This is a genomic window from Gemmatimonadota bacterium, assembly GCA_026387915.1.
In the GTDB taxonomy this organism is placed as follows: Bacteria; Gemmatimonadota; Gemmatimonadetes; order Gemmatimonadales; family Gemmatimonadaceae; genus Fen-1231.
Map to the genome: position 1 here is coordinate 158,398 of JAPLKS010000014.1, position 25,779 is coordinate 184,176.

25 protein-coding genes and 1 tRNA gene are annotated in these 25,779 nt (G+C 62.9%); 24 read left to right on the forward strand and 2 right to left on the reverse strand.

Annotation, left to right across the window (positions count from 1 at the left end):
- Positions 1-74: 74 nt before the first annotated feature.
- Positions 75-683, reverse strand: coding sequence for a superoxide dismutase (locus NTZ43_08890; GenBank protein MCX5767322.1), 609 nt, complete (start codon positions 681-683; stop codon positions 75-77).
- Between the two features lie 137 nt (positions 684-820).
- The gene (locus NTZ43_08895; protein ID MCX5767323.1) at positions 821-1,462 is read right to left on the reverse strand and encodes a VTT domain-containing protein; all 642 of its coding nucleotides are present in this window, start codon (positions 1,460-1,462) and stop codon (positions 821-823) included.
- Between the two features lie 103 nt (positions 1,463-1,565).
- On the opposite strand from NTZ43_08895, the gene NTZ43_08900 reads away from it, so the two are divergent.
- From NTZ43_08900 to NTZ43_09015, 24 genes are all read left to right on the forward strand, one after another.
- The gene (locus NTZ43_08900; GenBank protein ID MCX5767324.1) at positions 1,566-2,315 is read left to right on the forward strand and encodes a hypothetical protein; all 750 of its coding nucleotides are present in this window, start codon (positions 1,566-1,568) and stop codon (positions 2,313-2,315) included.
- Between the two features lie 121 nt (positions 2,316-2,436).
- Positions 2,437-3,159, forward strand: coding sequence for a cytochrome c3 family protein (locus tag NTZ43_08905; GenBank protein ID MCX5767325.1), 723 nt, complete (start codon positions 2,437-2,439; stop codon positions 3,157-3,159).
- A gap of 9 nt (positions 3,160-3,168) precedes the next feature.
- On the forward strand, positions 3,169-6,219 hold the full coding sequence (locus NTZ43_08910; GenBank protein ID MCX5767326.1) for a 4Fe-4S dicluster domain-containing protein: 3,051 nt from the start codon (positions 3,169-3,171) through the stop codon (positions 6,217-6,219).
- 9 nt (positions 6,220-6,228) lie between these two features.
- Positions 6,229-7,626 (forward strand): polysulfide reductase NrfD, encoded by a 1,398-nt coding sequence (gene nrfD / locus NTZ43_08915; protein ID MCX5767327.1) that lies wholly within the window; start codon positions 6,229-6,231, stop codon positions 7,624-7,626.
- 1 nt (position 7,627) lies between these two features.
- Positions 7,628-8,131 carry a DUF3341 domain-containing protein gene (locus NTZ43_08920; GenBank protein MCX5767328.1) on the forward strand — a complete coding sequence of 168 codons (504 nt, stop codon included), beginning with the start codon at positions 7,628-7,630 and terminating at the stop codon, positions 8,129-8,131.
- Positions 8,121-8,849, forward strand: coding sequence for a cytochrome c (locus NTZ43_08925; GenBank protein ID MCX5767329.1), 729 nt, complete (start codon positions 8,121-8,123; stop codon positions 8,847-8,849). Before NTZ43_08920 ends, NTZ43_08925 begins: the two co-directional genes overlap by 11 nt.
- Complete coding sequence (locus NTZ43_08930; GenBank protein MCX5767330.1) at positions 8,850-10,178, forward strand: hypothetical protein; 1,329 nt, start codon at positions 8,850-8,852, stop codon at positions 10,176-10,178.
- Positions 10,179-10,315: 137 nt separating this feature from the next.
- Positions 10,316-10,388, forward strand: a tRNA-Ala gene (locus NTZ43_08935).
- A 61-nt stretch (positions 10,389-10,449) separates the two neighbouring features.
- Positions 10,450-11,154: a heme ABC exporter ATP-binding protein CcmA gene (ccmA, locus tag NTZ43_08940; GenBank protein ID MCX5767331.1), complete on the forward strand. Its 705-nt coding sequence runs from the start codon at positions 10,450-10,452 to the stop codon at positions 11,152-11,154.
- Positions 11,154-11,840: a heme exporter protein CcmB gene (locus NTZ43_08945; GenBank protein MCX5767332.1), complete on the forward strand. Its 687-nt coding sequence runs from the start codon at positions 11,154-11,156 to the stop codon at positions 11,838-11,840. The genes ccmA and NTZ43_08945 overlap by 1 nt, the downstream gene beginning before the upstream one ends.
- A 6-nt stretch (positions 11,841-11,846) precedes the next feature.
- On the forward strand, positions 11,847-12,557 hold the full coding sequence (gene ccsA, locus NTZ43_08950) for a cytochrome c biogenesis protein CcsA (GenBank protein ID MCX5767333.1): 711 nt from the start codon (positions 11,847-11,849) through the stop codon (positions 12,555-12,557).
- Positions 12,558-12,559: 2 nt separating this feature from the next.
- Positions 12,560-12,721: a hypothetical protein gene (locus NTZ43_08955; protein ID MCX5767334.1), complete on the forward strand. Its 162-nt coding sequence runs from the start codon at positions 12,560-12,562 to the stop codon at positions 12,719-12,721.
- Positions 12,722-13,177 carry a cytochrome c maturation protein CcmE gene (locus NTZ43_08960; GenBank protein ID MCX5767335.1) on the forward strand — a complete coding sequence of 152 codons (456 nt, stop codon included), beginning with the start codon at positions 12,722-12,724 and terminating at the stop codon, positions 13,175-13,177.
- Positions 13,174-15,120 carry a heme lyase CcmF/NrfE family subunit gene (locus NTZ43_08965; protein ID MCX5767336.1) on the forward strand — a complete coding sequence of 649 codons (1,947 nt, stop codon included), beginning with the start codon at positions 13,174-13,176 and terminating at the stop codon, positions 15,118-15,120. Before NTZ43_08960 ends, NTZ43_08965 begins: the two co-directional genes overlap by 4 nt.
- Complete coding sequence (locus tag NTZ43_08970; GenBank protein MCX5767337.1) at positions 15,117-15,770, forward strand: redoxin domain-containing protein; 654 nt, start codon at positions 15,117-15,119, stop codon at positions 15,768-15,770. The genes NTZ43_08965 and NTZ43_08970 overlap by 4 nt, the downstream gene beginning before the upstream one ends.
- A gap of 2 nt (positions 15,771-15,772) precedes the next feature.
- Complete coding sequence (locus NTZ43_08975; protein MCX5767338.1) at positions 15,773-16,315, forward strand: cytochrome c-type biogenesis protein CcmH; 543 nt, start codon at positions 15,773-15,775, stop codon at positions 16,313-16,315.
- Positions 16,316-16,482: 167 nt separating this feature from the next.
- Positions 16,483-17,973 (forward strand): multiheme c-type cytochrome, encoded by a 1,491-nt coding sequence (locus NTZ43_08980; GenBank protein MCX5767339.1) that lies wholly within the window; start codon positions 16,483-16,485, stop codon positions 17,971-17,973.
- Between the two features lie 121 nt (positions 17,974-18,094).
- A complete protein-coding gene (locus NTZ43_08985; GenBank protein ID MCX5767340.1) occupies positions 18,095-20,077 on the forward strand; it encodes a hypothetical protein in 1,983 nt (660 codons plus the stop codon).
- A complete protein-coding gene (locus NTZ43_08990; protein ID MCX5767341.1) occupies positions 20,077-21,519 on the forward strand; it encodes a hypothetical protein in 1,443 nt (480 codons plus the stop codon). Before NTZ43_08985 ends, NTZ43_08990 begins: the two co-directional genes overlap by 1 nt.
- The gene (locus NTZ43_08995; protein ID MCX5767342.1) at positions 21,516-23,018 is read left to right on the forward strand and encodes a cytochrome c3 family protein; all 1,503 of its coding nucleotides are present in this window, start codon (positions 21,516-21,518) and stop codon (positions 23,016-23,018) included. Before NTZ43_08990 ends, NTZ43_08995 begins: the two co-directional genes overlap by 4 nt.
- Positions 23,019-23,040: 22 nt before the next feature.
- The gene (locus NTZ43_09000) at positions 23,041-23,505 is read left to right on the forward strand and encodes a hypothetical protein (GenBank protein ID MCX5767343.1); all 465 of its coding nucleotides are present in this window, start codon (positions 23,041-23,043) and stop codon (positions 23,503-23,505) included.
- Positions 23,506-23,509: 4 nt separating this feature from the next.
- Entirely contained in the window at positions 23,510-23,977 is a 468-nt protein-coding gene (locus tag NTZ43_09005) for a redoxin domain-containing protein (GenBank protein ID MCX5767344.1), read from the forward strand.
- Between the two features lie 139 nt (positions 23,978-24,116).
- Positions 24,117-25,007 carry a DUF1028 domain-containing protein gene (locus NTZ43_09010; protein MCX5767345.1) on the forward strand — a complete coding sequence of 297 codons (891 nt, stop codon included), beginning with the start codon at positions 24,117-24,119 and terminating at the stop codon, positions 25,005-25,007.
- Between the two features lie 173 nt (positions 25,008-25,180).
- On the forward strand, positions 25,181-25,711 hold the full coding sequence (locus NTZ43_09015) for a YbhB/YbcL family Raf kinase inhibitor-like protein (protein ID MCX5767346.1): 531 nt from the start codon (positions 25,181-25,183) through the stop codon (positions 25,709-25,711).
- Positions 25,712-25,779 lie beyond the last annotated feature (68 nt).

Sequence of the window (25,779 nt, forward strand, 5' to 3'; positions counted from 1 at the left end):
AACGAAGAACGGAAAACGAAAAACGGCCCACCGCAGTTATCAGTGGGCCGTTCACCGTTCTAAGTACACCAGACTTACCGCGCCGCGTACCGCTTCGCCACTTCCGCCCAGTTCACCACGTTCCACCACGCCCCGATGTAATCCGGGCGACGGTTTTGATACTTGAGGTAGTAGGCGTGTTCCCACACGTCGAGCCCAAGAATCGCGGCCTTGCCCGCCATCAGCGGGTTGTCCTGGTTCGGCGAACTTTCAATCGTCAGCTTGCCGCCCGAGTCCGTCACCAGCCACGCCCATCCCGAGCCAAAGCGACCGACGCCCGCGGCGGCAAACTGCTCGCGGAACTTCGCAAAGTCGCCCGAAAGCGCGTTGATCGCGGCGCTCAGGTTGTCACCCGGCTCACCGCCCGCATTCGGCGCCATCAACTGCCAGAACAGCGAGTGGTTCCAGTGCCCGCCGCCATTGTTGCGCACGGCGCCGCGTACGGCTTCGGGCACCGCGTCAATCTTGCGGCACAGATCGTCGAGCGACCACGTGGCCAGCTCCGGCGCCTTCTCAATAGCCGCGTTCAGGTTGTTGACGTACGCCTGATGATGCTTGCCGTGGTGAATCTGCATCGTCTGCGTATCAATGTGCGGCTCCAACGCCTCGTGAGCGTAGGGCAGGGCAGGAAGTGTATGTGCCATGGGGTGATCTCCAAAAAGTGAAAATGGTTGACCGTCGTTGACGGTCGTTGACGGTCGTCAGCTATCCGTGGGCGGAAAACGGAAAACGGAAAACGGCCAACCGTAAACGACCGACAACCCGCTGTACCAAGAACCATCTATGTACCCGACTTGTTCCCAACCCGCGACCGCAGCCACGCAATCCCCGCCGGCGTCACCGAAATCAGCACAATCACCACAATCAATTTCTCAATGTGCTGCCCCACAATCGGGAACTGCCGCGCCAGAAAATAGCCGAGCAACAACATCGACCAAATCCACGTCACCGCGCCAATCACGTTGTACGTGATAAAGCTCAGGTAGCGCATCTCGGCCGCTCCAGCCACCACCGGCGCAAAGGTGCGCACAATCGGCATGAACTGCGCAATCGTGATCGTTTTGCCACCATGCTTTTCGTAAAACTCGTGCGCGCGAATCAGATGGCTGCGCTTGAACCAGCGCGAATCCTCGCGCGTGAACAAGGCACGCCCCGCTCGGCGCCCAATGAAATATCCGGTGGAGTTTCCAAGTATGGCCGCCGCCGTACAGAGGCACCCCAGCAGCCATACGTTGAGACGGACTGGCCCGTCCGTCTGCGACGCCAGCAGTCCCGCCGTCACAAGCAGCGAATCGCCGGGGAGCATTGGAAAGAGCAGCCCGGTCTCAATGAAGATGATGGCGGTAATCCCCACGGTTCCCACGGCGGCAATGAGCGCGGACGGGTCGCGGAGCGCATGCAAGAGGTTGATGATCGTGTCCATCCTCCAAAACTCGACGGGCGACCACCGCAGGGCAACCCGCCCTCGGTAGAAAAAGCGCCCCCGCCCAATGCCGCACGTCCCGCCATCACACCAGATTTCCTTCGTGTCCATTCTCAATAAAATCGTCGTCGTCTTCCATCGGCCGCAGGACCCCGTCAACATCGCCGCCACCGTGCGCGCAATGAAAAACATGGGCGTCGAGCGGTTGCGCCTCGTGCAGCCCGAGCCATACGACCCCTGGCGCATTGAAGGCGTGGCCCACGGCACCCGCGACGTCGTCAGCAAGATCGAACACTTCGACAGCCTCCCCGCCGCCCTCGCCGACTGTGTAAAAGTCGTCGCCTTTGCCGGAAAGCGGCGCGCCTCGCGCTGGCCCCTCGCCACCCCGCGCGAGATGGCGCCGATTGTCCTCGAGGCCGCCGCCGAGGGAAACGTGGCGCTGCTCTTTGGCCAAGAAGATCACGGCCTTCCCAACGAAGCGCTCGATCTCTCGCAGCTTATTGTCACCTTTCCTACGACCGAGCACAGCTCGCTCAATCTCGCGCAGGCCGTGATGCTGGCGCTCTATGAGCTCCACGTGGCCGCCGGTGACGCCACGCGCAGCCTCAATGGCCCCAAGAAAGCCACCGGCCCCGCCACCCACGAAGAGTGGGAGCAGGTGTACGCCGACATTCGCGAAGCACTCAGCGCCATTCGGTTTTTCCGGACGCGCAACGAAGATCAGATCATGCGGGCGGTGCGCTCCCTGCTCGCGCGCACGGAGCCAGACAAGCGCGAACTGATGCTGGTTCGCGCCATGGCGATCGAGGTCCTACGCACCTTAGACCGTGCCCACCGAGGGTTACTGGACTGACTCCTTTTCGCGTGAGCTTGCGGTAGCGCTGCGCGGCAATCATTATTCGTGGTTTCCCACTCCTTGTGAAACGTTTCACAAGGCCTTCTGTTGAGCCCTTAAACACACCCGGATTCAGTCGATGACCGGACTCAGGAAGTGGGTCGTCATCCCCGGCGTCGCCGCCATTGCATTGGTTGCGACGATGATGTCCGCATATGCGGGCTCGCAGCAGGGCGCTGGTGCGCCGGCTGTCGGAACTAAGGAGACGGCGACTCAGATCGCGAATCGCGAGGCGGCCGGTAAGGCCGTCCCAGGACCGTGGGCCTACTCGGGCGCCTCCGGTTACACCAACTACCTGGGACAGGGTACCGGCCGTTCGCCGGTACAGCCGATCAAGTTCCCGCATCCCGTGCACGTGAACACGCTCAAGATGAATTGCGTGTTCTGTCACAGCGCGGCGTTCAAGTCGAGCGATCCGGGGCTCCCCGCCACCGGAACCTGCATGGGCTGCCACACGATCGTCGCTGGGGATCGCGCCGAAGTGAAAAAGCTCGCAGACTACTCCGCCAAAAAGTTGCCCGTGCCGTGGGTGCGCGTGCACAAGGTGCCGGAGTATGTGCGCTTCCCGCACATGCGCCACGTCAACGCCGGTGTCACCTGCCAGACCTGTCACGGCCAAGTCCAGAACATGCCGCAGGTCTATCAGTACGCCTCGCTCAACATGGGCTGGTGCGTCACCTGCCACGTAAACGGCTACTCGCCCGCCGAAGGCCTCAAGGCCGCCGGATACGAACCTGACAAGGCGGCGCTCGATGCGCCGCGCAAAAAGGCTTCGTATGACTGCACCAACTGCCACTACTAGGAATCGACGATGAGCCAGGACGTCAACACGACATCGCCGACCGACGGCGTCAAGCGTCGCGAGTTCCTCAAGGTGATCGGCGCCACAAGCGCCGCCGCCACGCTCGTCGGCTGCGCCAGCGATAAAGTCGAGAAACTCATTCCATACGTCGCGTCGCCTGATAACACGGTGCCGGGCGTTTCCAGCTACTACGCCACCACCTGCCGCGAATGCGCCGCTGGTTGCGGGCTCATCATTGAGACCCGCGATGGACGCGCCATCAAGGCCGAGGGGAATCCTGAGCACCCCGTCAACCAAGGCGCGCTCTGCGCTCGCGGTCAGTCGGCGCTGCAGGGGCTGTACAATCCGGACCGCTTCCGCGGCCCGATGATCCGCGAAGGGGGCAAGCTCGTTGCCACCACGTGGGACAAAGCGCTCGACGCCGTCAAAGCCAAGCTCGTCGAACACAAGGGCAAAGCAGCGTCCACCGTCTTCATCAACCAGCACGAGCAGGGTTCGTTCCCGGCCTTCCTCGATCAGTGGCTCGTTGGGTTCGGCCTTGCGCCGCACATCGGCTACGACGCCGAAGCTCCGCTCGCCGCCGTCGCCGCCAATCGCGCGGCCTACGGAGTCAGCTGGCCCAAGCTCGACTTCTCTGCGGCCAAGCTCATCGTCTCGTTTGGCGCCGACTACCTCGATGGCTGGGGCTTGTCGGTGCAACAGCAGCTCGCCTTCTCCGAAGCGCGCGCAAAAATCGACGATGCCCCGCGCGTCGTGTACATCGGCGCCCGCCGTTCGCTCACGGGGCTCAACGCTGACAGCTGGATTCCGGCACGCCCGGGTTCCGAAAAGGCCGTCGCAGAAGCGCTCCTCGCTGCGGTCAAGGGCTCAGGCTCGCTCAAGGCTGCCGCTGATGCCGCTGGTGTTTCCGTAGCATCGCTCGAATCGCTCGCCAAGGAACTCCTCGCCGCCAAGCCGAGTCTGTTGATCGCCGGCGGCAACGGGGAAGACGCTACCGGTACCGCCCTCGCCGTCGCCGAACTCAACAAGGCGCTCGGCAACGTCGGTGTCACCGTCAAACCGGCCGAAGGATCGCTCGCCTACGAAGGCGCGTCGTCGCATGCTGCCGTACGTGACGCGGCCGAGCGCATGGCCGCGGGTTCGGTGAGCCTCGCGATCATTCGCGGCGCCAATCCGGCGCACACGATGCCAGGCGCCGTGAAGTTTGCGGACGCCTTCGCGAAAGCAGGCTTCAAGATTTCGTTCTCCAGCTACCCGGACGAAACCACCAGTCTCTGCGACGTGGTGCTCCCCGATCACCACAGCCTCGAAAGCTGGGGCGACGCGGAGCCGGTGAAGGGAACGCTCGCGCTGCAACAGCCGGTGATGGATCCGGTGTTCAACACCCGCGCCACGGCCGACGTGCTCATCGCACTCGCCAAGGCCGAGTCCGCACTCGGCGCCAAAATGCCGGCGGATTATCGCACCTTCATCGCCGGACGCCTCGGCGGTGCCGCCAATCTTGCGGCGGCCCTCCCGAAGGGCTTCACCAACGGCTCCGTGCTCGCGGTCGCTGCGGCCAAGGCCGTGACGCCGAAGTCAGGTGCTGGTATCGGCCAGAGTCAGGGGTCGTACTTCCTTCACGTCTATCCGTCGCCGGTGCTCGGTGATGGTCGCGGCGCGAACAAGCCGTGGTTGCAGGAACTTCCGGATCCCGTCACCAAGACGTTGTGGCAGACGGTGATCGAGCTGCACCCCGAAACCGCACTCAAGCTGTCGATCGAACAAGGCGATCACGCCACGGTCGAAACGGCGCAGGGTTCGCTCACCGCGCCTGTGTATCTGTACATCGGCATTCGCCCCGACACTATCGGCATTGCCACCGGCCGCGGCCACACCGCCTACGGTCGCTACGCAAAGGATTGCGGATTCAATCCGATGCTCCTGCTGCCGACCGTCGAGGACGCGCGCTCTGGTGCCGTCACCCTCGTCAGCACCAAGGCGGGGCTCAAGAAGGCCACTGGCAACTCGCGCCTCGTCACCACCGAAGGCTCCGGCCGTCAGCATGGCCGTGGCATCGCGCGCGCTGTGAGCGTGGACCAGTACCGCAAGGGTGAGTTGCACGAGGAGAAGGAAGCGTTCGTCGGTCAGGCGAGCACGGCCTTCCTCCCCGGTCTGCGTTCCCCCGTCGCCAACGACGCGCAGGGTGAACTCGGCGATCCAAACTCCAAGAACAAGGGACAGTACGATCCGAATCACTGGAGTGGCGCCGCCAAGCGTCGCTGGGCGATGACGATCGATCTGGCCAAGTGCACCGGCTGCTCGGCGTGCGTCACGGCCTGCTACGCCGAGAACAACATCCCGACGGTAGGCGCACCGTGGCAGGGCGGGCAGGTGATGCCCGACCGCACCGGGTTCGGCGCCAACATCACGCGTTCGCGCGAAATGGCGTGGATTCGTCTGGAGCGGTATTTCGAAATCGATCGCGAACCGAAGGACGTGGCGTTCAACCCCGACTTCGAAACCCGCGTCATTCCCATGATGTGTCAGCACTGCGGCAATGCGCCGTGCGAGCCGGTGTGCCCCGTGTACGCCACGTATCACTCGCCCGACGGCCTCAACGTGCAGGTCTACAACCGCTGCGTCGGCACGCGGTACTGCAGCAACAACTGCCCGTACAAGGTTCGCTACTACAACTGGTTCGGATACGGCGAGCCGGATCGCACGCAGTACGCGTTCCCGGAACCGCTCCACTGGCAGCTCAACCCGGACGTCACCGTCCGCGGTAAGGGCATCATGGAGAAGTGCTCCTTCTGCGTGCAGCGCATCAAGGAAGCCGAAAACCGCGCCAAGCTCGAGCAGCGTGAACTGAAGCCCGACGAGTTTACTTCTGCGTGCGCGCAGGCCTGCCCGTCGCGCGCGATCATTTTCGGCGATGCCGCCGACGAGCAGTGGTCGGTCGCCAAAATGATCAAGGACGAACGCGGCTATCACGTGTTCGAGGACCTCAATACCTACACCGCGGTGGTCTACTTGCTGAAGGTCAACCATCCGTCGCCCGCCGCGGCGACTAAGGCGTAAGGGGCTACCATGGCAACCATCGCTCAGCCCAGCCACGACGGACCCCGCCGCCCCAACATCGCGTCGGCCAACGTCCAGCTTCCGGCCGTCAAAGATTACGAACAGGTCGACAACGAAATCATTGCGACGCTCGCGCCAACCAAGAAATGGTTCGCGCTACTCGCCTTGGCCGTTTGCTTCCTGATGGTCGGCATCGCGTCTTGGATGTACCAGATTCACGAAGGGCTCGGCGTCGCCGGCTACAATCCGCCGGTGATGTGGGGCGTCTACATCATTACCTTCGTGTTCTGGGTCGGTATCGGCCACGCCGGTACGCTCATCTCGGCCATTCTGTATCTCTTCCGCGCCGGCTTCCGCACCACGATTTACCGCTGCGCCGAAGCCATGACCGTGTTCGCCGTGATGACGGCCGGTCTCTTCCCGATCATTCACATCGGGCGGCCGTGGAAGTTCTTCTGGCTCATTCCGTATCCGAACTGGCGCCTGTTGTGGCCGAACTTCAAGTCGCCGCTCGTGTGGGACGTGTTCGCCATCTCCACGTACCTCACCATCTCGACGACCTTCTTGTTCATCGGCCTCATCCCCGACATCGCCACGTTGCGCGATCGGTGCGTGAACCCGGTGCGCAAACAGATTCTTGCGGTGCTCTCGTTCGGCTGGCGCAACAGTGAGGAGGAGTGGCGTCACTTTGTGCGCGCCTATCTGTTCCTCGCCGCGTTCAGCACGCCGCTGGTGCTCTCGGTGCACTCGGTGGTGTCGTTCGACTTTGCCATGGCGCTGACGCCCGGCTGGCACACGACGATCTTCCCGCCGTACTTCGTCGCCGGCGCCATCTTCTCGGGCATCGGGATGGTCTTCACGATCATCATCCCCATCCGAAAGTATTTCAAGCTCCAGCATTACGTCACGCTCAACCATCTCGACGCGGCCGCCAAGCTGGCGCTGTTCACGTCGATGGTCGTTGGCTGCGCCTACATCGTGGAGTTCTTCATCGCCTGGTACGGCGGCGTGCAGGCCGAGCAGGACTACTTCTGGAATCGTGTGTTTGGTCAGTGGTGGTGGGCGGCGTGGATCATGCTGACGTGCAACATGATTCTTCCGCTCTCGCTCTTTTCGCAGAAGCTGCGCCGCAATCCGTCGTGGCTCTGGATCCTCTCGATCTTCATCAATATCGGGATGTGGTTTGAGCGTTTCGTGATTGTTGTTCCTTCGCTCTCGCACGAGTTCGAGCCCTGGCAGTGGACCACCTATAGCCCGACCTGGGTGGACTACGGCATTCTGCTCGGATCGTTCGGTTGGTTCTTCATGTGGTTCTTGCTCTTCATCAAGCAGTTGCCGGTGCTGGCGATTTCCGAAATCAAGGAAATCATCCCGCCGAAAATGAGAAGCGCTCGGGGAGGTCACTAACATGATGCAAGGCATGATGGGCGCCTTCCAGGAGCTCGACGCGACGGTTGCCGCGATCGAAGAACTCAAGCACAAGAAGATCGGGCAGATCAGCGTCTTTACGCCGACGCCGCGCCACGAGCTGGAGCATGCGGTGCATGCACCACAGAGTCCGGTGCGCCGCTACACGCTTATTGGCGCGCTCTCCGGCATGGTGTTCGGCTACTGGATGGCGGTGTGGGCCTCGGAGTATTGGCCGCTGATCGTAGGCGGCAAGGCCGTTTCTACTTGGATACCGTACACGATTTTCGGCTTCGAGGTGATGGTGCTTGTGGGCGCCCTCTCTACGGTGGCCGGCATGTTCATTCACGCGCGCATCCCGCGCCTCACGTTGACCGTGGGTTACGACGCACGGTTCAGCCACGGCGACTATGGCATTTGGGTGGAATGCGCGCCCGACAAACTCAAGGACGCGGAAGCGATCCTGCGCCATCATGGCGCGGTGGAGGTGCGTGGTGACCGCTAACGTGTTTCGTCGCAGCGTCGCACTGGCGCTCCCCATCGTGCTGCTTAGCGCATGCAAAGGGTGGATCACCGACTTCAAGCAGCAGCCGTCGGTCGGCACTTGGCAGGAGTTCAAGGCTGACTCGGGTGAACTGCAGGGCTTCCGCGGCCAGCCGGCGGGTTCTGTGAACACCAACGGCACCTTGATGGCCGACTGGCAGGTGAGTCATTCCAATCTCCCGGTCACCATCGATTCAATGAGCGGCGTACAGAATCCCGTGGCCGTGGACGAACGCTCGCTCGCGAGCGGGCGCAAGTACTTCTCCATCAACTGCGCCGTCTGTCACGGCGACCTCGGCGACGGCAACGGCGCGCTCAAGCAGCTCAGCCCGATGTACGCCTTTCCGCCGAGCCTGCTGATGGACATCACCAAGAATCGCACCGACGGCTACATCTGGGGCATGATGCGCAATGGGCGTGGCCTGATGGCCGCGGCTAATCGTATTGAAGAAACCGAGCGGTGGGACGTCGTGAACTACGTCCGCGGTTTGCAGGGCAGGTACCCGGTCGCGACAGGCCCCGTCGGTCGCCCCGGCGAAACGGGCGACAAGCTCCCGGGCTTCACCAAGCTCGGACCGCAGGTGCCCTCGCAGTACTTCCATCCGGTCGTCACTGAGCGGCCGATCAAGAAAGCGGAGGGCGCCGAGGGCGCTCCCGCGGCCAAACCGGAGGGCAACTAAATGAGCGCGCATGAAACCGCCGCTCCGTCGCGTGAGCGTGTGATTGCCGCCGGCGCCAAGCCGATGCCGGCCATCCTCAAGCCGGCCTCGCTTGGGCTCCTGCTGCTCGGACTCGTGATTTTCATCTATGGAGTCGCCACCGGTAACAACCGGGCTTGGCACGCCTTTCAGGTGAACTGGCTGTTCTTCACAACCATTTCCTCGGCCGCGGTGATGTTTGTTGCGGTGCAGCGCATTACCACGGCGCGTTGGTCGCGCGGGGTGATCCGCTTCTTCGAGGGCTATGTCGCATTTTTGCCGGTCGCGTTCTTGGGCCTGTTGGTGCTGCTGTTCTTCGGTCGCGATCACGCGTATCCGTGGTGGAACGAACTCGGCGCGCTCAAGCACGAAAAGCAGTTGTGGCTGGGGCACCGCTTCTTTGCGATTCGTGATGCGGCGGTGTTCTTCGTCATCATGGGCATTCAGCTCTGGTATATCTGGACGTCGGTGCGACTCGACGTTGGTGTGTCGCCTGAGGCCGGTGCCGGCTGGGCCGCTGGCATCCGCGCTCGCATGCGTGCGACCTTCGGCGAGGAGCGCCGCGAACTGCACTCCACGCACTCGCTGCAGGGCAAGCTCGCAGTCTTCATGGCGCTCATCTTCGGCTTCGGCTGGTGCGCGATCGCGTGGGATCAGTCGATGTCGCTCGACCCGCATTTCTTCAGCACGATGTACGGCTGGCAGGTGTTCATGGGCGGCTGGCTCGTGGCGCTGATGACGCTTGCCGCGCTCGTGCGGTTCTTCCGGAATCACTTGCAGGCCGAAGACCTCGTGACGGACGCCCATTATCACGATCTCGGCAAGCTCTGCTTTGCCTTCACGGCGTTCTGGGGCTACCTGACGTTCAGTCAGTTCTTGGTGATTTGGTACGGCAATATGGTTGAAGAAACGCACTTCTTTACGCTGCGATTGAGCAACGCGTGGAAGGCGTGGACTCTTGGGGCCGGCGTGTTGACCTTTGCGCTGCCGTTCTTTGGCTTGCTGTCGGTGAAGGCCAAAATGTATTCGCCGGTCATGTTGTTCTTTGCCGCCTGCAGCTTCGTGGGACTCTGGATCACCCGGTACGTCGAGGTGTATCCGTCGGTCTACGGGGTGTCGTACAACGCGCCGTTCCATTTCTGGGAAGTCGGTATTTTCCTCGGATTCCTCGGCGCCTGGGGCTTCTGCTACACCTCGTTCATGGACGCCTTTCCCAAGTTTCGTGTGCTCCTGATCACATCGGAGTTCCGGGACGAGGTGCAGATTCCCGTGGATGCACGCACGATGGAGCCGCTACCGGCGCACGAATAGCCGGTAGCGCGTAGGACTGTGTCAGTCAACCCACCACAGAGGTTAGGGTTGTCGCCGACTTCAGTTGGACGGGCGTACCCTTATTATCCGGTTACGCCTCCGATAAGTTGTTATGGAGTCTGCTGTTGTTGTCGTTGGGGGCGTTAGCTCAGCTGGGAGAGCACCTGCTTTGCAAGCAGGGGGTCACCGGTTCGATCCCGGTACGCTCCATGGAGCCGCGTGCGCGGCGATGGCAGGAGGCTCTCTCCACGTCTTCGCACCGGAATAAAGAATGTCGGTTGCTTTGCGGGACCAAATCGCGATTGATGCAGTAGGCGTGGCTCGGCGCTTTGGTGCGCGCTGGGTGCTGCGCGGCGTTGACCTACAGGTCCGCCCCGGTGAGATGGTGGGTCTCCTCGGCGCCAACGGCAGCGGCAAGAGTACGCTCCTGCGTATTCTCGGCACGCTGCTCAAGCCCAGCGCGGGCGGTGCCACGGTCTACGGCCATGACGTCGTGAAGTCGCCTGATGATGTGCGCCGGCAGATTGGCTTCCTGGCACATACCCCCGGCCTCTACGACGACCTCACCGCGCGCGAAAACCTGCAGTTTGCTGCGTCCATGCTCGGCCTTGAGAACGCGAAGCTCGACGAAGCGCTCGATCGCGTCGGCCTTGGCGGCGTGCGCAACGAACGCGTGCGTGGCTTTTCGGCGGGCATGCAGCGCCGCCTGTCGATGGCTCGGTTGCTCCTGCGCAATGCGCGAGTACTGCTGCTCGACGAGCCCTACAGCAATCTCGATGTGGCCGGCATCTCGCTGATGAATGAGTTGATCGGGGAGTCGGTGAAGGGCGGGGGTGCCGCGTTGGTGGTGCTCCATGAACTCGCGCCGGCCGCCGCGGTACTCGACCGTACGGTGACCATCCGCGAAGGGCGCATTGATGAACCGGAAGGCGCAGCGCTCGATGCCGCGAACTTCGCGGTCGCCGGAGAGGGCTGATGTCCGCGCACGAAGACTGGCGCCGCGTTCGCGCAATCGTCTGGAAGGACCTCACCACGGAGGGGCGTTCCAAGGCGGGATTCAACTCCGTGGCCGCGCTTGGCGTGACAATCCTGGTGTTGTTCGGCTTTGCCCTCGGCCCCGACGCGCAGGCACTGCGCGACGCAGCCGCCGGCGCGCTCTGGCTCGCGGTGCTCTTTGCCGGGGTATTGGCATTCAATCGGTCGTATCAGGTGGAGTTGGAGAGCGGTGCACTCGAACCGCTGCTGCTGTATCCTGGCTCCCGCTGGACGATTTTTGTGGGCAAACTGTTTGCGAATCTGATTTTCGTTGGACTCATGCTGGTAATTGTCACCTTGGTGGGCATCGTGCTCTTTCAAGTGACGATTCCCCCCTCGTGGCCCAAGCTCGTCGCGGTCCTCGCGCTCGGCACCATCGGGCTGGTGTCCCTCGGCACGTTCTACGCGGCGATGGCGAGCCGTAGTCGCGCGCGCGAAGTGTTGCTCCCGTTGCTGTTGTTTCCAATGCTCGTTCCCGTGCTCCTCGCGGCCATGCAGGCCTCCAAAGTGTTGCTCAATGGCGATATGATGCACGAGGCAGGCGCGTGGATGAGCATGCTCATGGCGTACGACGTGATTTTCGTTGTGGCGCCGCTGCTCGCATTTGAACACGTCATCGAGGTCTGATCCCCTGTGACTCAATCTGTCGACACCAATCCTGATCTCCCGAAACCCGGCTACTGGCCGTGGTACGGGGTCTTCTGCTTCCTGTTTCTGATCGGGTCGCAGGCCTCTGGCCTGTTGCTCTCGGTGCCCGATCGCGACATGGGGCATCTGCAAAAAATCATGTACGTGCACGTGCCAGCGGCGTGGATTATGTCGCTCACGTTCGTCGTCGTCCTCTATTACAGCTTCCGCTATCTGTGGAAGCAGCAGGAGAACGACGACTTGGTCGCGGCGAGCGCGGCGGAAGTCGGCGCCGCGTTTTGCGGACTCACGCTGGTGCTCGGCATGATTTGGGGCAAGCCGACGTGGGGCGTCTGGTGGACGTGGGACGCCCGCCTCACCTCCACGCTCGTGCTGTTCCTGATCATGGTCAGCTACCTCGCGTTGCGCGCCTTCATTGACGATCCGCATCGCCGAGCGCAGTGGAGTGCCGCCGTGGGCATTTTGGGCGCGATCAATGTGCCGATCGTGTACATGTCCGTGAAGTGGTGGCGGACGCTGCATCAGGTGCAGTCCATGCCGTCGACGGTGGACCCCATGTACGTGATCAACCTGCGCCTGAATGCGTTCGCGTTTTTGTTCCTGATGATTTACTTCATTCGCCGTCGGTACGAAGCCGCGCGGTTTGAGCGGGCGGCAGAACTGGCGGTGCAGGCCGCCGCGCTCGGGAGGCGCTGACCATGGGTGCCATTGGGTCGGAGAACAACTGGTCGTATGTCGCGGCCGCCTTCATCATTTCGTGGTGTGTGATTCTGGGGTATACCGTGCATGTGCATCGGGTGTTGGCGCGCGCACGGAAAGCATACGAAGACGCATCGGCCTCGCGGCCGAAGGGGGCATAGATGGCTGGCATTTCGCGGAAACAGGTATGGATGATCGTCGCCGGCGCCGTGTTGGTGAGCGCGTTCGGCTGGTTGCTGATCGGTGGGCTCGACAAGAACGTCGTGTTCTTTTTGACTCCGAAGGAGCTGCTGGCCAAGGGGAACTCCGGCTATGAAGTGCCGGTGCGTCTCGGCGGGCAGGTGAAACCCAAGAGCGTGCAGTGGGACGACAAGGCATTGGATTTGCGCTTTGTGCTCACCGACGGCGCCGGCGATGTGTCGGTGCACGCCAAGGGTGCTCCGCCGCAGATGTTCCGCGACGGCATGGGCGTGGTGGTCGAGGGCAAGTATGGCCGCGACGGCGTCTTTCAGTCGAGCAGCCTGATGATCAAGCACTCCAACGAATACCGTCCGCCCAAGGCCGGTGAAAAGCCGCAGGAAATGTACAAGACGCTTATCAAGGGGAGCGGCGCGTGATTGGAACGCTGGCTCGCGACGCCCTCCTCGTCTCGCTCGCTGTTATCACCTTCGGTCTGTTGATTGGGCCGATCGCCATCGCCAAGGGACGCCGAGACTGGATTCCGTTGTCGTACGCGGCGGTGTACACAAACTTTTTGCTCATCACAATCGCGACGGTTGCGATGATTGTGGCGCTGGTCACACACGACTTTTCGGTGTCGTATGTGGCGCAGGTGGGCAGTCGGGCCACGCCGCTCCTGTATACGGTGATCTCGCTCTGGGGCTCGCTCGAAGGCTCCATCTTGTTCTGGGGCTGGGTGCTGGCCATGTACGGCGCGGCCGTGGTGTTCATCAACCACCGCCGCCCAGGCGACCTCGTCCCGTACGCGTCCACCGCGCTGCTCGCGGTGTCGCTGTTCTTCACCATCCTGCTCGTCGGGCCGGCTGATCCATTCAAACCGGTCTTCCCGGTGCCGTTGGATGGCCCAGGTCCCAATCCGCTGCTGCAGAATCACATCCTGATGGCGGTGCACCCGCCGCTGCTCTATTTGGGCTACGTCGGCATGGCGGTGCCCTTTGCTTTTGCGATTGGTGCGATGCTCTCCGGTGAAGTGGAGCACGACGATTGGATTCGCATCACTCGCCGCTGGACACTCGCCAGCTGGGCGTTTCTCTCGGCAGCCATTATTGCCGGTATGTGGTGGTCGTATGAAGTGCTCGGATGGGGCGGCTACTGGGCGTGGGATCCCGTTGAAAACGCGTCGTTCATTCCGTGGCTGACGGCGACCGCGTTCCTCCACTCCGCGATGGTGCAGGAGCGTCGCAAGATGTTGCGCCTCTGGAACGTGAATCTCGTGGTGGGCACCTTCGTGCTCACGATCCTCGGGACGTTCCTCACGCGTTCGGGCATTATCTCGTCGGTGCATGCGTTTACGACGGGCGTCATCGGCTATTACTTCTTGGCCTTTATTGCGGTCGTATTGCTCGTGTCGCTGATTTTTGTTGCGGGCAACTCGCTCAAGCTCAAGACGGTGGGACGGTTCGATTCGCCGGCGTCGCGCGAGACGGTGTTTCTGCTCAACAATCTGTTCCTCACGGTGTTCATGTTCACCGTGCTCATTGGCACGCTCTTTCCGCTGGTGGCGGAGGCGGCGCGCGGCGTGAAGGTGAGCGTGGGTGAGCCGTTCTTCAATAAGATGACGCTGCCGGTGATGGTCACGCTGCTGTTTCTGATGGGCGTGGGCCCCGCCTTGCCGTGGAAGAGCGCGTCGCCAGAGCTGGTGAAGCAGAAGTTGCTGCCGCCCTTTGCGTTGGCGGCCGTCTTTGGCGCGATCGCGCTATTGATGGGTATTCGCAATGTGTACGGCGTGCTCGCGTTCACCTTTACGGGCTACGCGTTGTTTGCCAATCTTCGCGAGTTCTACATCGGTGCGGCAGCGCGTCGGCGTGCGCATGGCGAGGGATGGCTGACGGCGCTCGTGTTGCTCGTGGGCGGAAATCGTCGTCGCTATGGCGGCTACGTGGCGCACATGGGCGTGTTCATGGTGGCGCTCGGCATTGCGGCCAGTTCGTCGTTGCGTACGGAGCAGGAAGCCACGCTCGAGCCCGGCAAGTCGTTGACCATTGCCGGACGTACGATCACGTTGCGCAATGTGTGGGGGCGTGAGGAGCCGCAGCGTTCGGTGATTGGCGCCACGCTCGATATTTCGACCGGTGGCAAGGTGGAGCCGCGCATGAACTTTTATCCCACCTCGCAGCAGCCGGTGCCCACGCCTGAGGTTCGGAGCTATTGGTCCGGCGATCTCTATGCGAACCTGCAGGCCTTCCAGCCGCAGGGAAAGAACGCGACGGTCAAAATGATTTGGGAGCCGCTCGTGCCGTGGATTTGGCTCGGCGGGGGCGTGGTGGTGCTCGGCGCACTCATTGGAATTATGCCGGCGGTTCGCCGGAGGGACGCATGAACTGGAAACGGGCGTCGATCGCATCATTGTTCGCGATTCCCGTCGTCCTGCTGTTGGCATGGGGGATGACGCGCGATCCCAAGGACATCCCGTCTCCGCTGCCGGGGCGAGAGGCGCCGACGTTCACGTTGCCGGTGTTCGCGCCGGGGCAGCCACCGTTGCAGCGCAGCGTGGGCGACACGATTCGCCTCGCGGATTATAAGGGCGAAGTGGTCGTGCTGAATTTTTGGGCGTCGTGGTGCCTCGCGTGCCGCGATGAACACACCACGCTCAGCGAAGTGGCGGCGACCTATGCTGGCAAACCCGTGCATTTCTACGGGGTGCTCTACAATGACTCTCCGCCGAATGGCACCAAGTGGATCGCGGAGATGGGCGGGCAGAGTTATCCGTCGCTGAATGATCCAGGGGCGCGCACGGCCATCGACTACGGGCTGTATGGTGTGCCCGAGACGTTCTTCCTGGACCGCAACGGACGGGTCGCGTACAAGCACACGGGCCCAGTGTCGCCGGCGGTGTTGCAACGTGTTGTGGATTCATTGATGGCGGTGCCTGCCGCAGGAGCACCTACCGCGCCGGCCGCGCCCACCGCGCCGGCCGCTACTACTCCCGCCACTGCTCCCGCCACTGCTCCCGCCACGAAGGGGATGTAAGGATGTCACGTCACCTGAAGGTGGTGCTCGCCGCTTTTGCTCTCGCCGCCACCTACGCCAGCGCACTCGGAGCGCAGCAGAGTGCCTCCGATTCGGCGAAGGCTGCCGCCGCTGCATCTATTGCTTCTGGCGCTCCGCAGGAAGGCGCGCAGAGCGCGGAGCAGCGGGCCGCGCTCAACTTGCGCACCGCCAATGACTCCGCGCTGGAGCGGCTCACGACGACCGTGGCCTCCGAACTGCGTTGCCCTGTGTGCCAAGGGCTCTCCCTGCAGGCGTCGCCGTCTGAGCTGGCCCAGCAGATGCGTGGCTTAGTAAAGGAGCAACTCGCAAGCGGAAAAACCCCCGATCAGGTAAAAGCCTACTTCGTCAGCAAGTACGGGGAGTGGATCCTGCTGGCGCCGAAAGCGCAGGGCTTCAACCTGTTGGTGTATCTGCTTCCAGCGCTTGTAGTTGTCGGCGGTGGGGCGTTCGTTTATGTTATGGTACGGCGGTGGAGTAGCCCGTCTGGGAGTGATACCGTAACTACACAGGACCACGAGTCATAACGCTGTTCTGTAAGCACTTATGAGCTTGTGAAGTCAGGTAACAAACTCCTAAAATTCAGGGAATTACCTACGGTGGGGCAGTTCCCCCATCCGTAAACTTACTCACAGTACATGTGGGTTCTGTTCGTAGTGTCAACATCGAACTGTAGGTCGGAGGCTTGAGTCATATGATGCGTTCCCGGGTCAATACATTGGCGCTGCTGTCGCTTGCGTCGCTCCTCGTAGCCGCCTGTACGTCTGAGAAGGTGGTGTACCGCGACGGGCCGAACTACGCGCAGCCGACCACCGGCGCCGCCAGCTTTGTCGGCTATTCCGACGAAGCGAGCAAAAAGACGGTGTGCGGTTCCTGCCACGTCGAGAAGCAGTCCAAGTGGGCCACCACCAAGCATGCCAGCGCGTGGAAGGATCTCTCCTCCAGTGGCTCCATGCAGACGTACTGCCAGCCCTGCCACACGGTCGGACAGAATGGCAATCCGAGCGCGGATGCCAAAGCTGGTTTCGGCGACGCGGCCGCGGCGCAATATCATGACGTGCAGTGCGAAAGCTGCCACGGCGCTGGCCTCTCGCACGTGTCGAACCCGAGCTTGACCAACTATCCGTTGGCTTCGATCGCGGCTGACACCTCGGCAAAGAACGGTTGCGGCGAATGCCACAGCGGCACGCACAACCCGTTCGTGAACGAATGGCGCGTCTCGGGTCACGCCGCCACCTGGGAAGTGTCGCACAACAGCGTCGACCCGTACTGCCAGGGGTGCCACACGGGCCAGGGCGCGCTTGCCACGTGGGGCATTACCAGCAACTACGTCGAGAAGAACAACACGGCCGGCGGAACGGTGAAGATGCTCGCCGCCACCTGCGCCACCTGCCACGATCCGCACGGCTCGGCCAACAAGGCGCAACTGCGCTTCCCGATCAACACGGCCAGCACCGAAACGAATCTTTGCATGAAGTGCCACCAGCGTCGCGGCACCTTCCAGGACGCCATTGCGCAGGGTCGTAACTCCGTGCACTCGCCGGAAGGCCCGACCCTCCTCGGACAGGCCGGTTGGTTCCCCCCGGGCATGAGCATTTCGGACTCGATCGTCAGCACGCACGGCAACGTCTCCAAGAATCCGAATCTCTGCGCGACCTGTCACGTGTCGAAGTACGCGGGCACGGACCCGCTCACCAAGGCCGCCGTCAACAGTACGGGTCACCGTTTCCTCGCCACGCCGTGCGTCGACGCCTCGGGTCTCCCGACGCTCACGCAGACCTGTGCCGTGACCGCCATGAGCTTCCGCTCCTGCGTCGCCAGCGGTTGTCATGGTACGGAATCGCTTGCTCGCGCTGCCTTCAACACGGCAACAGCTCGCGTCACGTTGCTGAACAACGAAGGCACGCGCCTCGTCAACCTCATCAAGGCGATCCCGGCCAACGCCGCCGACTGCACCTTCTCCGCCACCAAGCCGTATAACAGCTGCTTGGGGCTCCAGTTCAACCAGAGTGTGGTCACGAAAGTGGGCGGCATTATCCACAACCCCTTCCTGCTCGAACAGCTGATGGTGGCTTCGATCACGCAGGTCAAGAAAGATTACGGCGTCACTGTGTCGGCGAACATCAGCCTAGAGCCGCAGCTGAAGCGGCCGCCCACGGTTCCGCTCAGTGGAACGCAGCACTAAGTAGGCCTCGCGTGCACGGTCGGATCGACCCGGAGTCGACCGTGCACGCAACGACGCGGGACCGGCGGGTCACATTGCCCCGCTGGTCCCGCGACGCCGTTTCAACCCTGAGCCAACGACCGTGATGATCACGCCGCTGCTCTACCTGCTGAGCCAAGCGCCCGAAGTGCATTACAAGGGCGGTGCCTCTGGAACGACGGTGGAGGGAGTCAATACCGTCGCCAAACTGTTCCGCTTTCTGTTTTCCACGGTGCCACAGTGGGTGCAGCTCGCCGGAATCCTCATTGGCGGCCCACTCGCGCTGATCGTCGCGTGGCAGTGCTGGAAGCACCGCCAGCAGATCATTGGCTGGTTCAAGGCCAAGTCGCGCCTCTACAAAATGCTGCTGGTGGGCAGCGTTGGCGTGGTGGGACTCGCCGGCGGCGGCACGGGGCTCGTGGGGTACAACTACATGATGACGAACAACGACTTCTGTCAGTCGTGTCACGTCATGGATACGGCGTGGAACCGCTTCCAAGCCAGCGCACATAAAGAACTGCAGTGCCACGCCTGCCATCGGCAGTCGATCTTTGTCAGTAGCATCGAGCTCTACTGGTGGGTCACCGAGCGTCGCATGGCGGTGCCAGCGCACGACAAAGTCCCCACCAAGATCTGCACCGAATGCCACATGCGGGCACAAACCGACTCGACGCGCACGAACGTGCTCAAGTCGGCCGGCCATCTGGTGCATCTCAAGTCCGATTCCAGCGCGCTCAAGAACGTGCAGTGCGTCAGTTGCCACGGCCGCGACTTCCATCTGTTCCGGCCCAACAACAGCACCTGTATGCAAAGCGGCTGTCACACCGACAAGCGCATCAAGCTTGGCGTGATGTCCGACCAAGGCTTCATGCATTGCACGGTCTGTCACGCCTTCCGCGGCAAAGTGGCCGATTCGTCCACCGTCAAGCAGGGCGAGCAGCGCCTGGCTCCCAACGCCACGCAATGCACATCGTGCCACGAAATGAGCGACAAGTTCTCCAAGTACAACTTCGCGGCCGATCCACATAAGGGCGGCTGCGGCAGTTGCCACAACCCGCACAAACAGGTCGAACCCAAGGAGTCGTACAAGACCTGCGCCACCGCGCAGTGCCACGCCAATGCCGATACGCTCACCGCGTTCCATCGCGGGCTCGGCGGACACGCACTCGAGGATTGCGGCACCTGCCACAAGCCGCACACCTGGAAGGTGCAGGGCACGCAGTGTCTCGACTGTCACAAGACCATCTACCAGGATCGCCCGAGTCTGCGGCACCTGCTCAAACCGTCCAGAGCCTCCGCGAAGACGGCGTCGGCGATGACGCAGGCCGGGCCTTCCACTGTTCTCTTAGCGAGTGACCCGTCGCGTCGCTCGTCTCACCGCTCGCCCCGGCGAGCGCTCCCTCGCGCGGTGACGGTTGCCAACGCGCGCTGGGTGCCGCAGGCGCCGGTGTCGAACGCCAAGAATTCAGCGCAGAGCGCCGCACCGGCTACGGCGCCGATAACGGCGCCAGCTGATTCCGCCGCCTTCCCGCACTCGCGCCACAAGTCTGTGAAGTGCGCCGAGTGCCATGGGGCGGGGGATTACCACGGTCAGTTGAAGTTCACGGCCCCCGACGGCTGTCGTGGCTGTCATCACGCGGCCGCGCAGAAAAGTGCGTGCGCCAAGTGCCACGCCACCGCACCAAAGCCGCGCGACGTGAGCGTGACGCTTAACGTCACGCCGCGCAAAGCGCCCGTGACGCGCGGGTTGCCGTTCCGTCATGAGGTGCACGGCAAGCTCGAGTGCGCCAAGTGCCACGGCGCCGATGCCAATAAGACGGTCGTGCAAAGTTGCACGTCGTGCCACGCGGAGCATCACGCGGCTGCACGCGATTGCACCAGTTGCCACACCGGTGCGCAAAAGGGGCATGATCGCGCGTCGCACGAGAGCTGCACTACCTGTCATACCGGTGCCAAGTCGGCGGCGCTCACGCTCACGCGTGCGCTCTGCTTGACCTGTCACGAGAAACAAAAGACCCACGAACCGGGCGGCAACTGCGCCGCTTGTCACGCCATTTCGTCGCACGCGACGGGAGGGCGACACTAATGCGGCGCCATCTCCTCCGTCTCGCGCTCGTGGTCGGCCCCGCCTGCGCTGCTGCGCAGGGTGTGCGGGTGACGGGCGTTACCTATGTGCAGGGCATTGAGCTTCGCCCCCTCGTGTACGATTCCATCGCTCCGTATTTCACGGTCGGTGGTGGCGAGTGGCGCCTTACGCCGGACGGAACGCCGGCGCGTTGCTTACCGAACGCGGACTTCTGTGTCTTTCAGCGATCGGGCGAGCGCATTCAGGCGGCTCCACTCCTGCAGGACCTGTCCGTGAGTTCTTGGGGCCTCGGCGAGGGCGTCAGCGTGCACGTGGATCTGCGCGGGCGCACGCAGCTCACCACACAGGGGCTGATCTATCCGCGGTCGGACACGCACTTCGAAGTGATGGACGCCTACGCTGACGTGGATCGGCAGTGGGGTCGTGCACGCATTGGACGCCAGTGGATTGCCGGTGGACTCGGCGTCTACAATTTCGACGGCGCCAATCTCGTGTATCGGCGGTCGCGATATTCTGTGGAAGGCTGGGCGGGTCGCGCCCTCGAGGCGGGGCTCAACGTTGGCTACAGCAGCTCTGAGTTGGCCGCCATCGAAAACTTACCCCCCGATCAAAACGGATACATTTTCGGCGTGCGCGGGCGTATGCGCCCCAATGCGGTGACGTCGGCAACCGCGACGTATCAGCGGGTGTTGGTTGCTGACCGCAGTGGACTCTATTCCGAGCGCGCCGCGTTCGACGCCACCACGCGCGCGTACGGCGCCAGTATCGACATGGCGCTGGCCTACGATTTTGCGAGCGGCGCGTGGAACGAAGCGCGGCTTCGTGTGGGGCGCGCGGGGCTGCACACCCTCGGCGTCTCGGTTGAAGCACGGCATTCCGCTCCGTTCTTTGAGACCTGGACTATTTGGGGTGCGTTCTCTCCGGTCGCGTTCAACGAAGCACGCGCCACGCTCGATTGGCGCCCCGGGAGTGTGCCGGTGATTCTGTCGGCGCATGGCGCGTATCGGCGCTACAACGAGTCCGATGCGGGCTTTACGCTCCGCAGCAATGGATGGCGAGCCGGTGCGTCCGCGCTGTTGACCGGGTCTAGCGAGTTTTCTGGGCACGCGAGCTATGACGTGGATATTGGCGACGGCGCCTCGCGGAACGATGCGCGCGTATCCGTGCGCTGGAATCCAAGCACCGAACGCTCCATTGGCATCACGGGTTCTGCGCTGCAGAACATCTATGAGTTCAAGATCGGTACTGGACGCGTGATGGGGCTCGCGCTTGACGCCGCCACGCCCATTACCAGCGACGTTCGCCTGATGGCCGATGTTGGCTTTTATCGACAGCTGTTCTCAAAGGGTGCGCCAGGTCCCGATTGGACCCAGCGGCGCGCCTCGCTCCGGCTTGAGTGGACGCTAGGCCGCGACCCCGGCCAGATGGGGAAGGCCCAATGAAACGTCTCATGCTGATCGTCCTGTTGGCGTTTGTGCCCGGACTGCTGTCGGCGCAGGGGGCGGAGCCATTTCCGCACGCCAAGCACGCCAAGCTCTTTCCCGTGTGCTCCGGCTGTCACGTGGGGATTACGGCTGGCGATGCATCGCGCGTCTTTCCGCAAGCCGCGCAGTGTCAGTCGTGCCACGACGGCAAAAAGCAAAAGGTCGTGGTGTGGTCCGCGCCTGCCGCGCGTGGTGCTGGATTGCTGACCTTCTCGCATCCCAAGCACACGGAGCGGAGCGCCGACGCCAGTTGCGCGTCGTGTCATGGAACGAACGGTGATCGCTCGCCGTGGATGAATGTGGGGCGCGTGGCGCAGTCGCGTTGCGCAAGTTGCCACACGCATCAGGCGTCCGAGCACTACGCGGACGACAATAAGTGCGCGACCTGTCACCGCACGTTGGTCTCGGCCAGCGCGCTCACCGATGCCAAGATTGCGGCGCTCCCCAAGCCGTCGTCACACGCGCGCGCGGACTTTGCGCAATCGCACGGGGCAGCGGCAGCCGCGAGCACCGCGGCCTGTGCCACCTGCCATGCACGCGAGAGTTGCGCGCGCTGTCACGTCAATTCGGGCCGTTCTCCCACCATCGCGTCGTTAGCAACGGATGCGCGTGTGGCGCGCCTCGCCGCAACCAAGCCGGCCGTGTATCCCGTGCCGAGTGACCATAAGGACATCGGGTTTAGTTTGTTGCATGGCGACGCGGCGCGCACCAACACGACGCGCTGCGCGGTTTGTCATGCGCGCCCGAGTTGCGCCACCTGCCATGTCGGCGACGGCGCGGCGAAAGTGATCGCGCTCCTTCCCGATGCAGCCGAAGCCAAGGGACGTGGTGTGCAGTTGCGCCACGTGGCCACGCTGCTGGCCCGCAACGCCATTCCCGTTGGACTCGCGCGACCGGGCGAGTGGATTCCCAAGCCGCATGCCAACGACACCACTGTTCGGCGCGTGCGCGTGCACCCCGCTGGCTTTGCCCGAGGCCACGGTCCCGCAGCCGCGGCCGAAGCGCTCAGCTGCCAGGGCTGTCATGCGCAGTCGTTCTGCAAAGATTGCCATGTGGGCGAGAAGGTCGGTCCGCGCCGGTACCACGTCGCGAACTTCGTTACGGGGCACGCGGCCGAGGCCTATGGCCGCGACACCGAGTGCAGTACCTGTCATAACACGACGGCCTTCTGCCGCGCCTGTCACCAGCAGGCGGGGTTGGCCTCGCAGGGGAATGGCCGGAGCATCGGCTATCACAACGCCCAGCCGCAATGGTTGCTCGAGCACGGCCGCGCGGCCCGGCAGGAACTGAACACCTGCGCGTCGTGTCACCAACAGCGTTATTGTTTGCAGTGTCACTCGGATCTGGGCTGGCGCGTGAGTCCGCATGGACCGAACTTCGATGCGAGGCGTTACGCCAACCGCAATCGGCAAGAGTGCCTGCGGTGTCACTTCAAAGATCCGCTCGCCGGTAAATAGGCGAGCGGAAGAGGAGAGGTTTATGCTGACGATGTATCGCCCGTCGCTTCGCGGGTTGCTGGTTGTCGCTGCGGTCGGAGTGCTGGCCTGCGGGAAAAAGGATGATGCCAGCAAGATTCCGCTTGGCGCCAACGCTAAGATGCCGGCGGACAGCGTCCACAAGGGCATGGTCGCACCTGCCGGTGTGGCACCGGAACTGACCGCGGCCTCCAAGGCGGCACTCGACAGCGGGAATGCCCTCTTCCGCAAGAAGGCGTTCGCGGATGCGTTGGCGCAGTACCGCAAAGCAGCGGCGGGTTCGCCGGGGCACGCGTCGCCGGCCTACGGCATCTACATGGTGGCGCGCGCGACGAACAACGTCCCACTCGCCGACAGCGCGCTCGCCGATATTCGTGCGCACAACACCATCACGACGGACAATGTGCCCGACACGGCGGCGTTCAAGGCCGTCCCAAAGAAATCCGACGTCAAACTTCCCAAGGCCTAGCGCCTTGAGTGGTCTCACGCCCGCCGTTGGTCAACCGGCTCCAGATTTTACCCTCGCCTCGACGGGCGGCCCCGTGTCGCTCGCCAGCTTCAAGGGCAATCGGAACGTATTACTCGCGTTCTTCCCACTCGCATTTACCTCCGTGTGCACCGCGGAGCTGTGCAGCTTTACCGATGACTACGCGAGCTTCACGTCGCAGGACGTGGCGGTCATTCCGATCAGTGTGGACGCGGTGCCGAGTCTCAAGGCGTTCAAAGCCCAACACCAGATGGGTGTGGAGCTTGCTAGCGACTTCAAACGCGACGTCTCGCGGGCGTACGGCTTATTGGACGAACAGAAGTTCTTTGCCAACCGCGCGTATTTCCTAATCGACAAGGCCGGTATTGTGCAGTGGAGCTTCGTGGAGGCCGCGATCGGCGACCGGCGGTCGAATGCCGAGATTCTCGCCGAAATCGAGAAGCTGCGCGGCTAACCAACGAACGGTGAAGTAGCGAGGCGGGCGATTCTTCGCGGAATCGCCCGCTTTTCCTGTACCCCACCCTCGGAGGTAACGTGGCTGATCCGGCATCGTGTCCTTGCGACGGCGCCCCCAACCGCCGCACGTTTTGAGCATGAAAATATCTCTCTTCGCGCGAGTCGTGCGGTGCATCGCGGTTGCCATCGCGCTCGTTGCCGCACTTCCGAATCGCGCACACGCCACGTGGTCGGTGATTGCCGTGGATATGGCTACCGGCCGTATCGTGATTGCGTCGGCGACCTGCGTCAACAGCAACGATCGCTTTCTTATGGGTGTCCAGGCCGTGGTGGTGCCTGGGTTCGGCGTTTCCGCCTGCCAAGCGGGTGTCGATGGCACCCATGCCAATCAGATGCTCGTCTTCGAGGAACTGAAAAAGGGGACAGACCCCAAACGCATCATCGAAATGCTCAGCGCCGATCCGGCCTATCAGTCTCGGCAGTTCGGCATCGTCGATCTCAAAGGACGCATGGCCGGCCATTCGGGCCTCACCAACGGGTATGTGTCGCAGGACATGCACGGCCAAGTGCCGGGCACGCAGATCTACTACTCAATCCAAGGCAATATTCTGCGCCCGGGTGAGGTGGTCCCCAACGCCGTGCGGGCTTTTGTGAATACGAAGGGCGCGATCACCGACCGTGTGATGGCTGCGCTGGAGACGGCGGACAAGTTCGGAGGCGATAGCCGATGCACGTGCCCCGCGTTGCCAGACGGCTCGATGCCGGCGATCCCCTGTGAAGGGCGTACCGCGTATGTCGCGTATATCCTGATGGCCGAAAAGACCGACAAAGCCGGGGAAGGCGCGCTCCGGATGTCCGACTCCACGTGGGCGCACAATAACGGCAACTACACGATGTACCTCACGGTCACGCAACCCGAGCAGGGTGGGCCGAACGTGATTAAGCCGAACGAGAATCTAAATCCCGTGAAGACGCTTCGGATGCGCTACGATGCGTGGCGGAACCTCCAGCCGGCGTCATTCAAATGAGGACGGCATCCATGCTACGGACTTTCGGGGGAGTTGCACGCAGCCATCGCTTGGCGCTCCTGGTTTTCTGCTTGATAAGCGCCACCACGGCAGTCCAGGCGCAGGCCACGGCCGCTCGCGGTGGCGGCGGTGGCGGGGGTGGCGGGGGTGGCGGGCGTGGTGCCATTCGTATCATGACGCTGACGTCGTCAGCGTTCCACGACGGCGGGATGATTCCCGAGAAGCACGCGCAGGCTGGTCGCGATGTGTCGCCGCCGCTCGCGTGGAGCGGCCAGCCTGATACCGTGGTCAGCTACGTGCTTCTTGTCCACGACCTTGATGCGCCGGCCGGTGATGGCACCACCGACACGCTGCACTGGATGGTGTGGGGGATTCCGGGTTCCGTGACCGCGTTGGCAGAGGGACTGCCGCAGGGCACCACACTGGCACTCCCCGGTGTGGCGCCGAGTGTCAGTGGGGGGCGCGGCGGAGGCGCGACGCGGCAGCTCAGTGTGACGGGTCCGAACTACCGTGGACCGGCGGCGCCGTCCACGGGTCCGGCACATCACTATCTCTTCGAGTTGTACGCGCTCGACATCAACGTCAATGTGCAGGCGGCGGGCCAGCAGACAGTGCCCACCCGCGAGGCGGTGTGGGATGCGATGAAAACACATATCCGCGCCAAGGGCACGTTGGTTGGGATGTACCGCAGGCCAGCGCCATAGGTCGGCTCTACGTACGAGTATCGGTAGATCGAGACACACCGTCGCCCCTTTCTCCACGCCGACCATCT

What these genes read in the sequence shown, in the direction of transcription:
- NTZ43_08910 (MCX5767326.1), top strand. Translation starts at nt 3,169, where the DNA reads ATGAGCCAGGACGTCAACACGACATCGCCGACCGACGGCGTCAAGCGT.
- NTZ43_08975 (MCX5767338.1), top strand. Translation starts at nt 15,773, where the DNA reads ATGTCACGTCACCTGAAGGTGGTGCTCGCCGCTTTTGCTCTCGCCGCC.
- NTZ43_08905 (MCX5767325.1), top strand. Translation starts at nt 2,437, where the DNA reads ATGACCGGACTCAGGAAGTGGGTCGTCATCCCCGGCGTCGCCGCCATT.
- NTZ43_08960 (MCX5767335.1), top strand. Translation starts at nt 12,722, where the DNA reads ATGGCTGGCATTTCGCGGAAACAGGTATGGATGATCGTCGCCGGCGCC.
- NTZ43_09010 (MCX5767345.1), top strand. Translation starts at nt 24,117, where the DNA reads ATGAAAATATCTCTCTTCGCGCGAGTCGTGCGGTGCATCGCGGTTGCC.
- NTZ43_08995 (MCX5767342.1), top strand. Translation starts at nt 21,516, where the DNA reads ATGAAACGTCTCATGCTGATCGTCCTGTTGGCGTTTGTGCCCGGACTG.
- nrfD (MCX5767327.1), top strand. Translation starts at nt 6,229, where the DNA reads ATGGCAACCATCGCTCAGCCCAGCCACGACGGACCCCGCCGCCCCAAC.
- NTZ43_08920 (MCX5767328.1), top strand. Translation starts at nt 7,628, where the DNA reads ATGATGCAAGGCATGATGGGCGCCTTCCAGGAGCTCGACGCGACGGTT.
- NTZ43_08930 (MCX5767330.1), top strand. Translation starts at nt 8,850, where the DNA reads ATGAGCGCGCATGAAACCGCCGCTCCGTCGCGTGAGCGTGTGATTGCC.
- NTZ43_08970 (MCX5767337.1), top strand. Translation starts at nt 15,117, where the DNA reads ATGAACTGGAAACGGGCGTCGATCGCATCATTGTTCGCGATTCCCGTC.
- NTZ43_08945 (MCX5767332.1), top strand. Translation starts at nt 11,154, where the DNA reads ATGTCCGCGCACGAAGACTGGCGCCGCGTTCGCGCAATCGTCTGGAAG.
- NTZ43_09000 (MCX5767343.1), top strand. Translation starts at nt 23,041, where the DNA reads ATGCTGACGATGTATCGCCCGTCGCTTCGCGGGTTGCTGGTTGTCGCT.
- ccmA (MCX5767331.1), top strand. Translation starts at nt 10,450, where the DNA reads ATGTCGGTTGCTTTGCGGGACCAAATCGCGATTGATGCAGTAGGCGTG.
- NTZ43_08890 (MCX5767322.1), bottom strand. Translation starts at nt 683, where the DNA reads ATGGCACATACACTTCCTGCCCTGCCCTACGCTCACGAGGCGTTGGAG.
- NTZ43_08990 (MCX5767341.1), top strand. Translation starts at nt 20,077, where the DNA reads ATGCGGCGCCATCTCCTCCGTCTCGCGCTCGTGGTCGGCCCCGCCTGC.
- NTZ43_08955 (MCX5767334.1), top strand. Translation starts at nt 12,560, where the DNA reads ATGGGTGCCATTGGGTCGGAGAACAACTGGTCGTATGTCGCGGCCGCC.
- NTZ43_08980 (MCX5767339.1), top strand. Translation starts at nt 16,483, where the DNA reads ATGATGCGTTCCCGGGTCAATACATTGGCGCTGCTGTCGCTTGCGTCG.
- NTZ43_08895 (MCX5767323.1), bottom strand. Translation starts at nt 1,462, where the DNA reads ATGGACACGATCATCAACCTCTTGCATGCGCTCCGCGACCCGTCCGCG.
- NTZ43_09015 (MCX5767346.1), top strand. Translation starts at nt 25,181, where the DNA reads ATGACGCTGACGTCGTCAGCGTTCCACGACGGCGGGATGATTCCCGAG.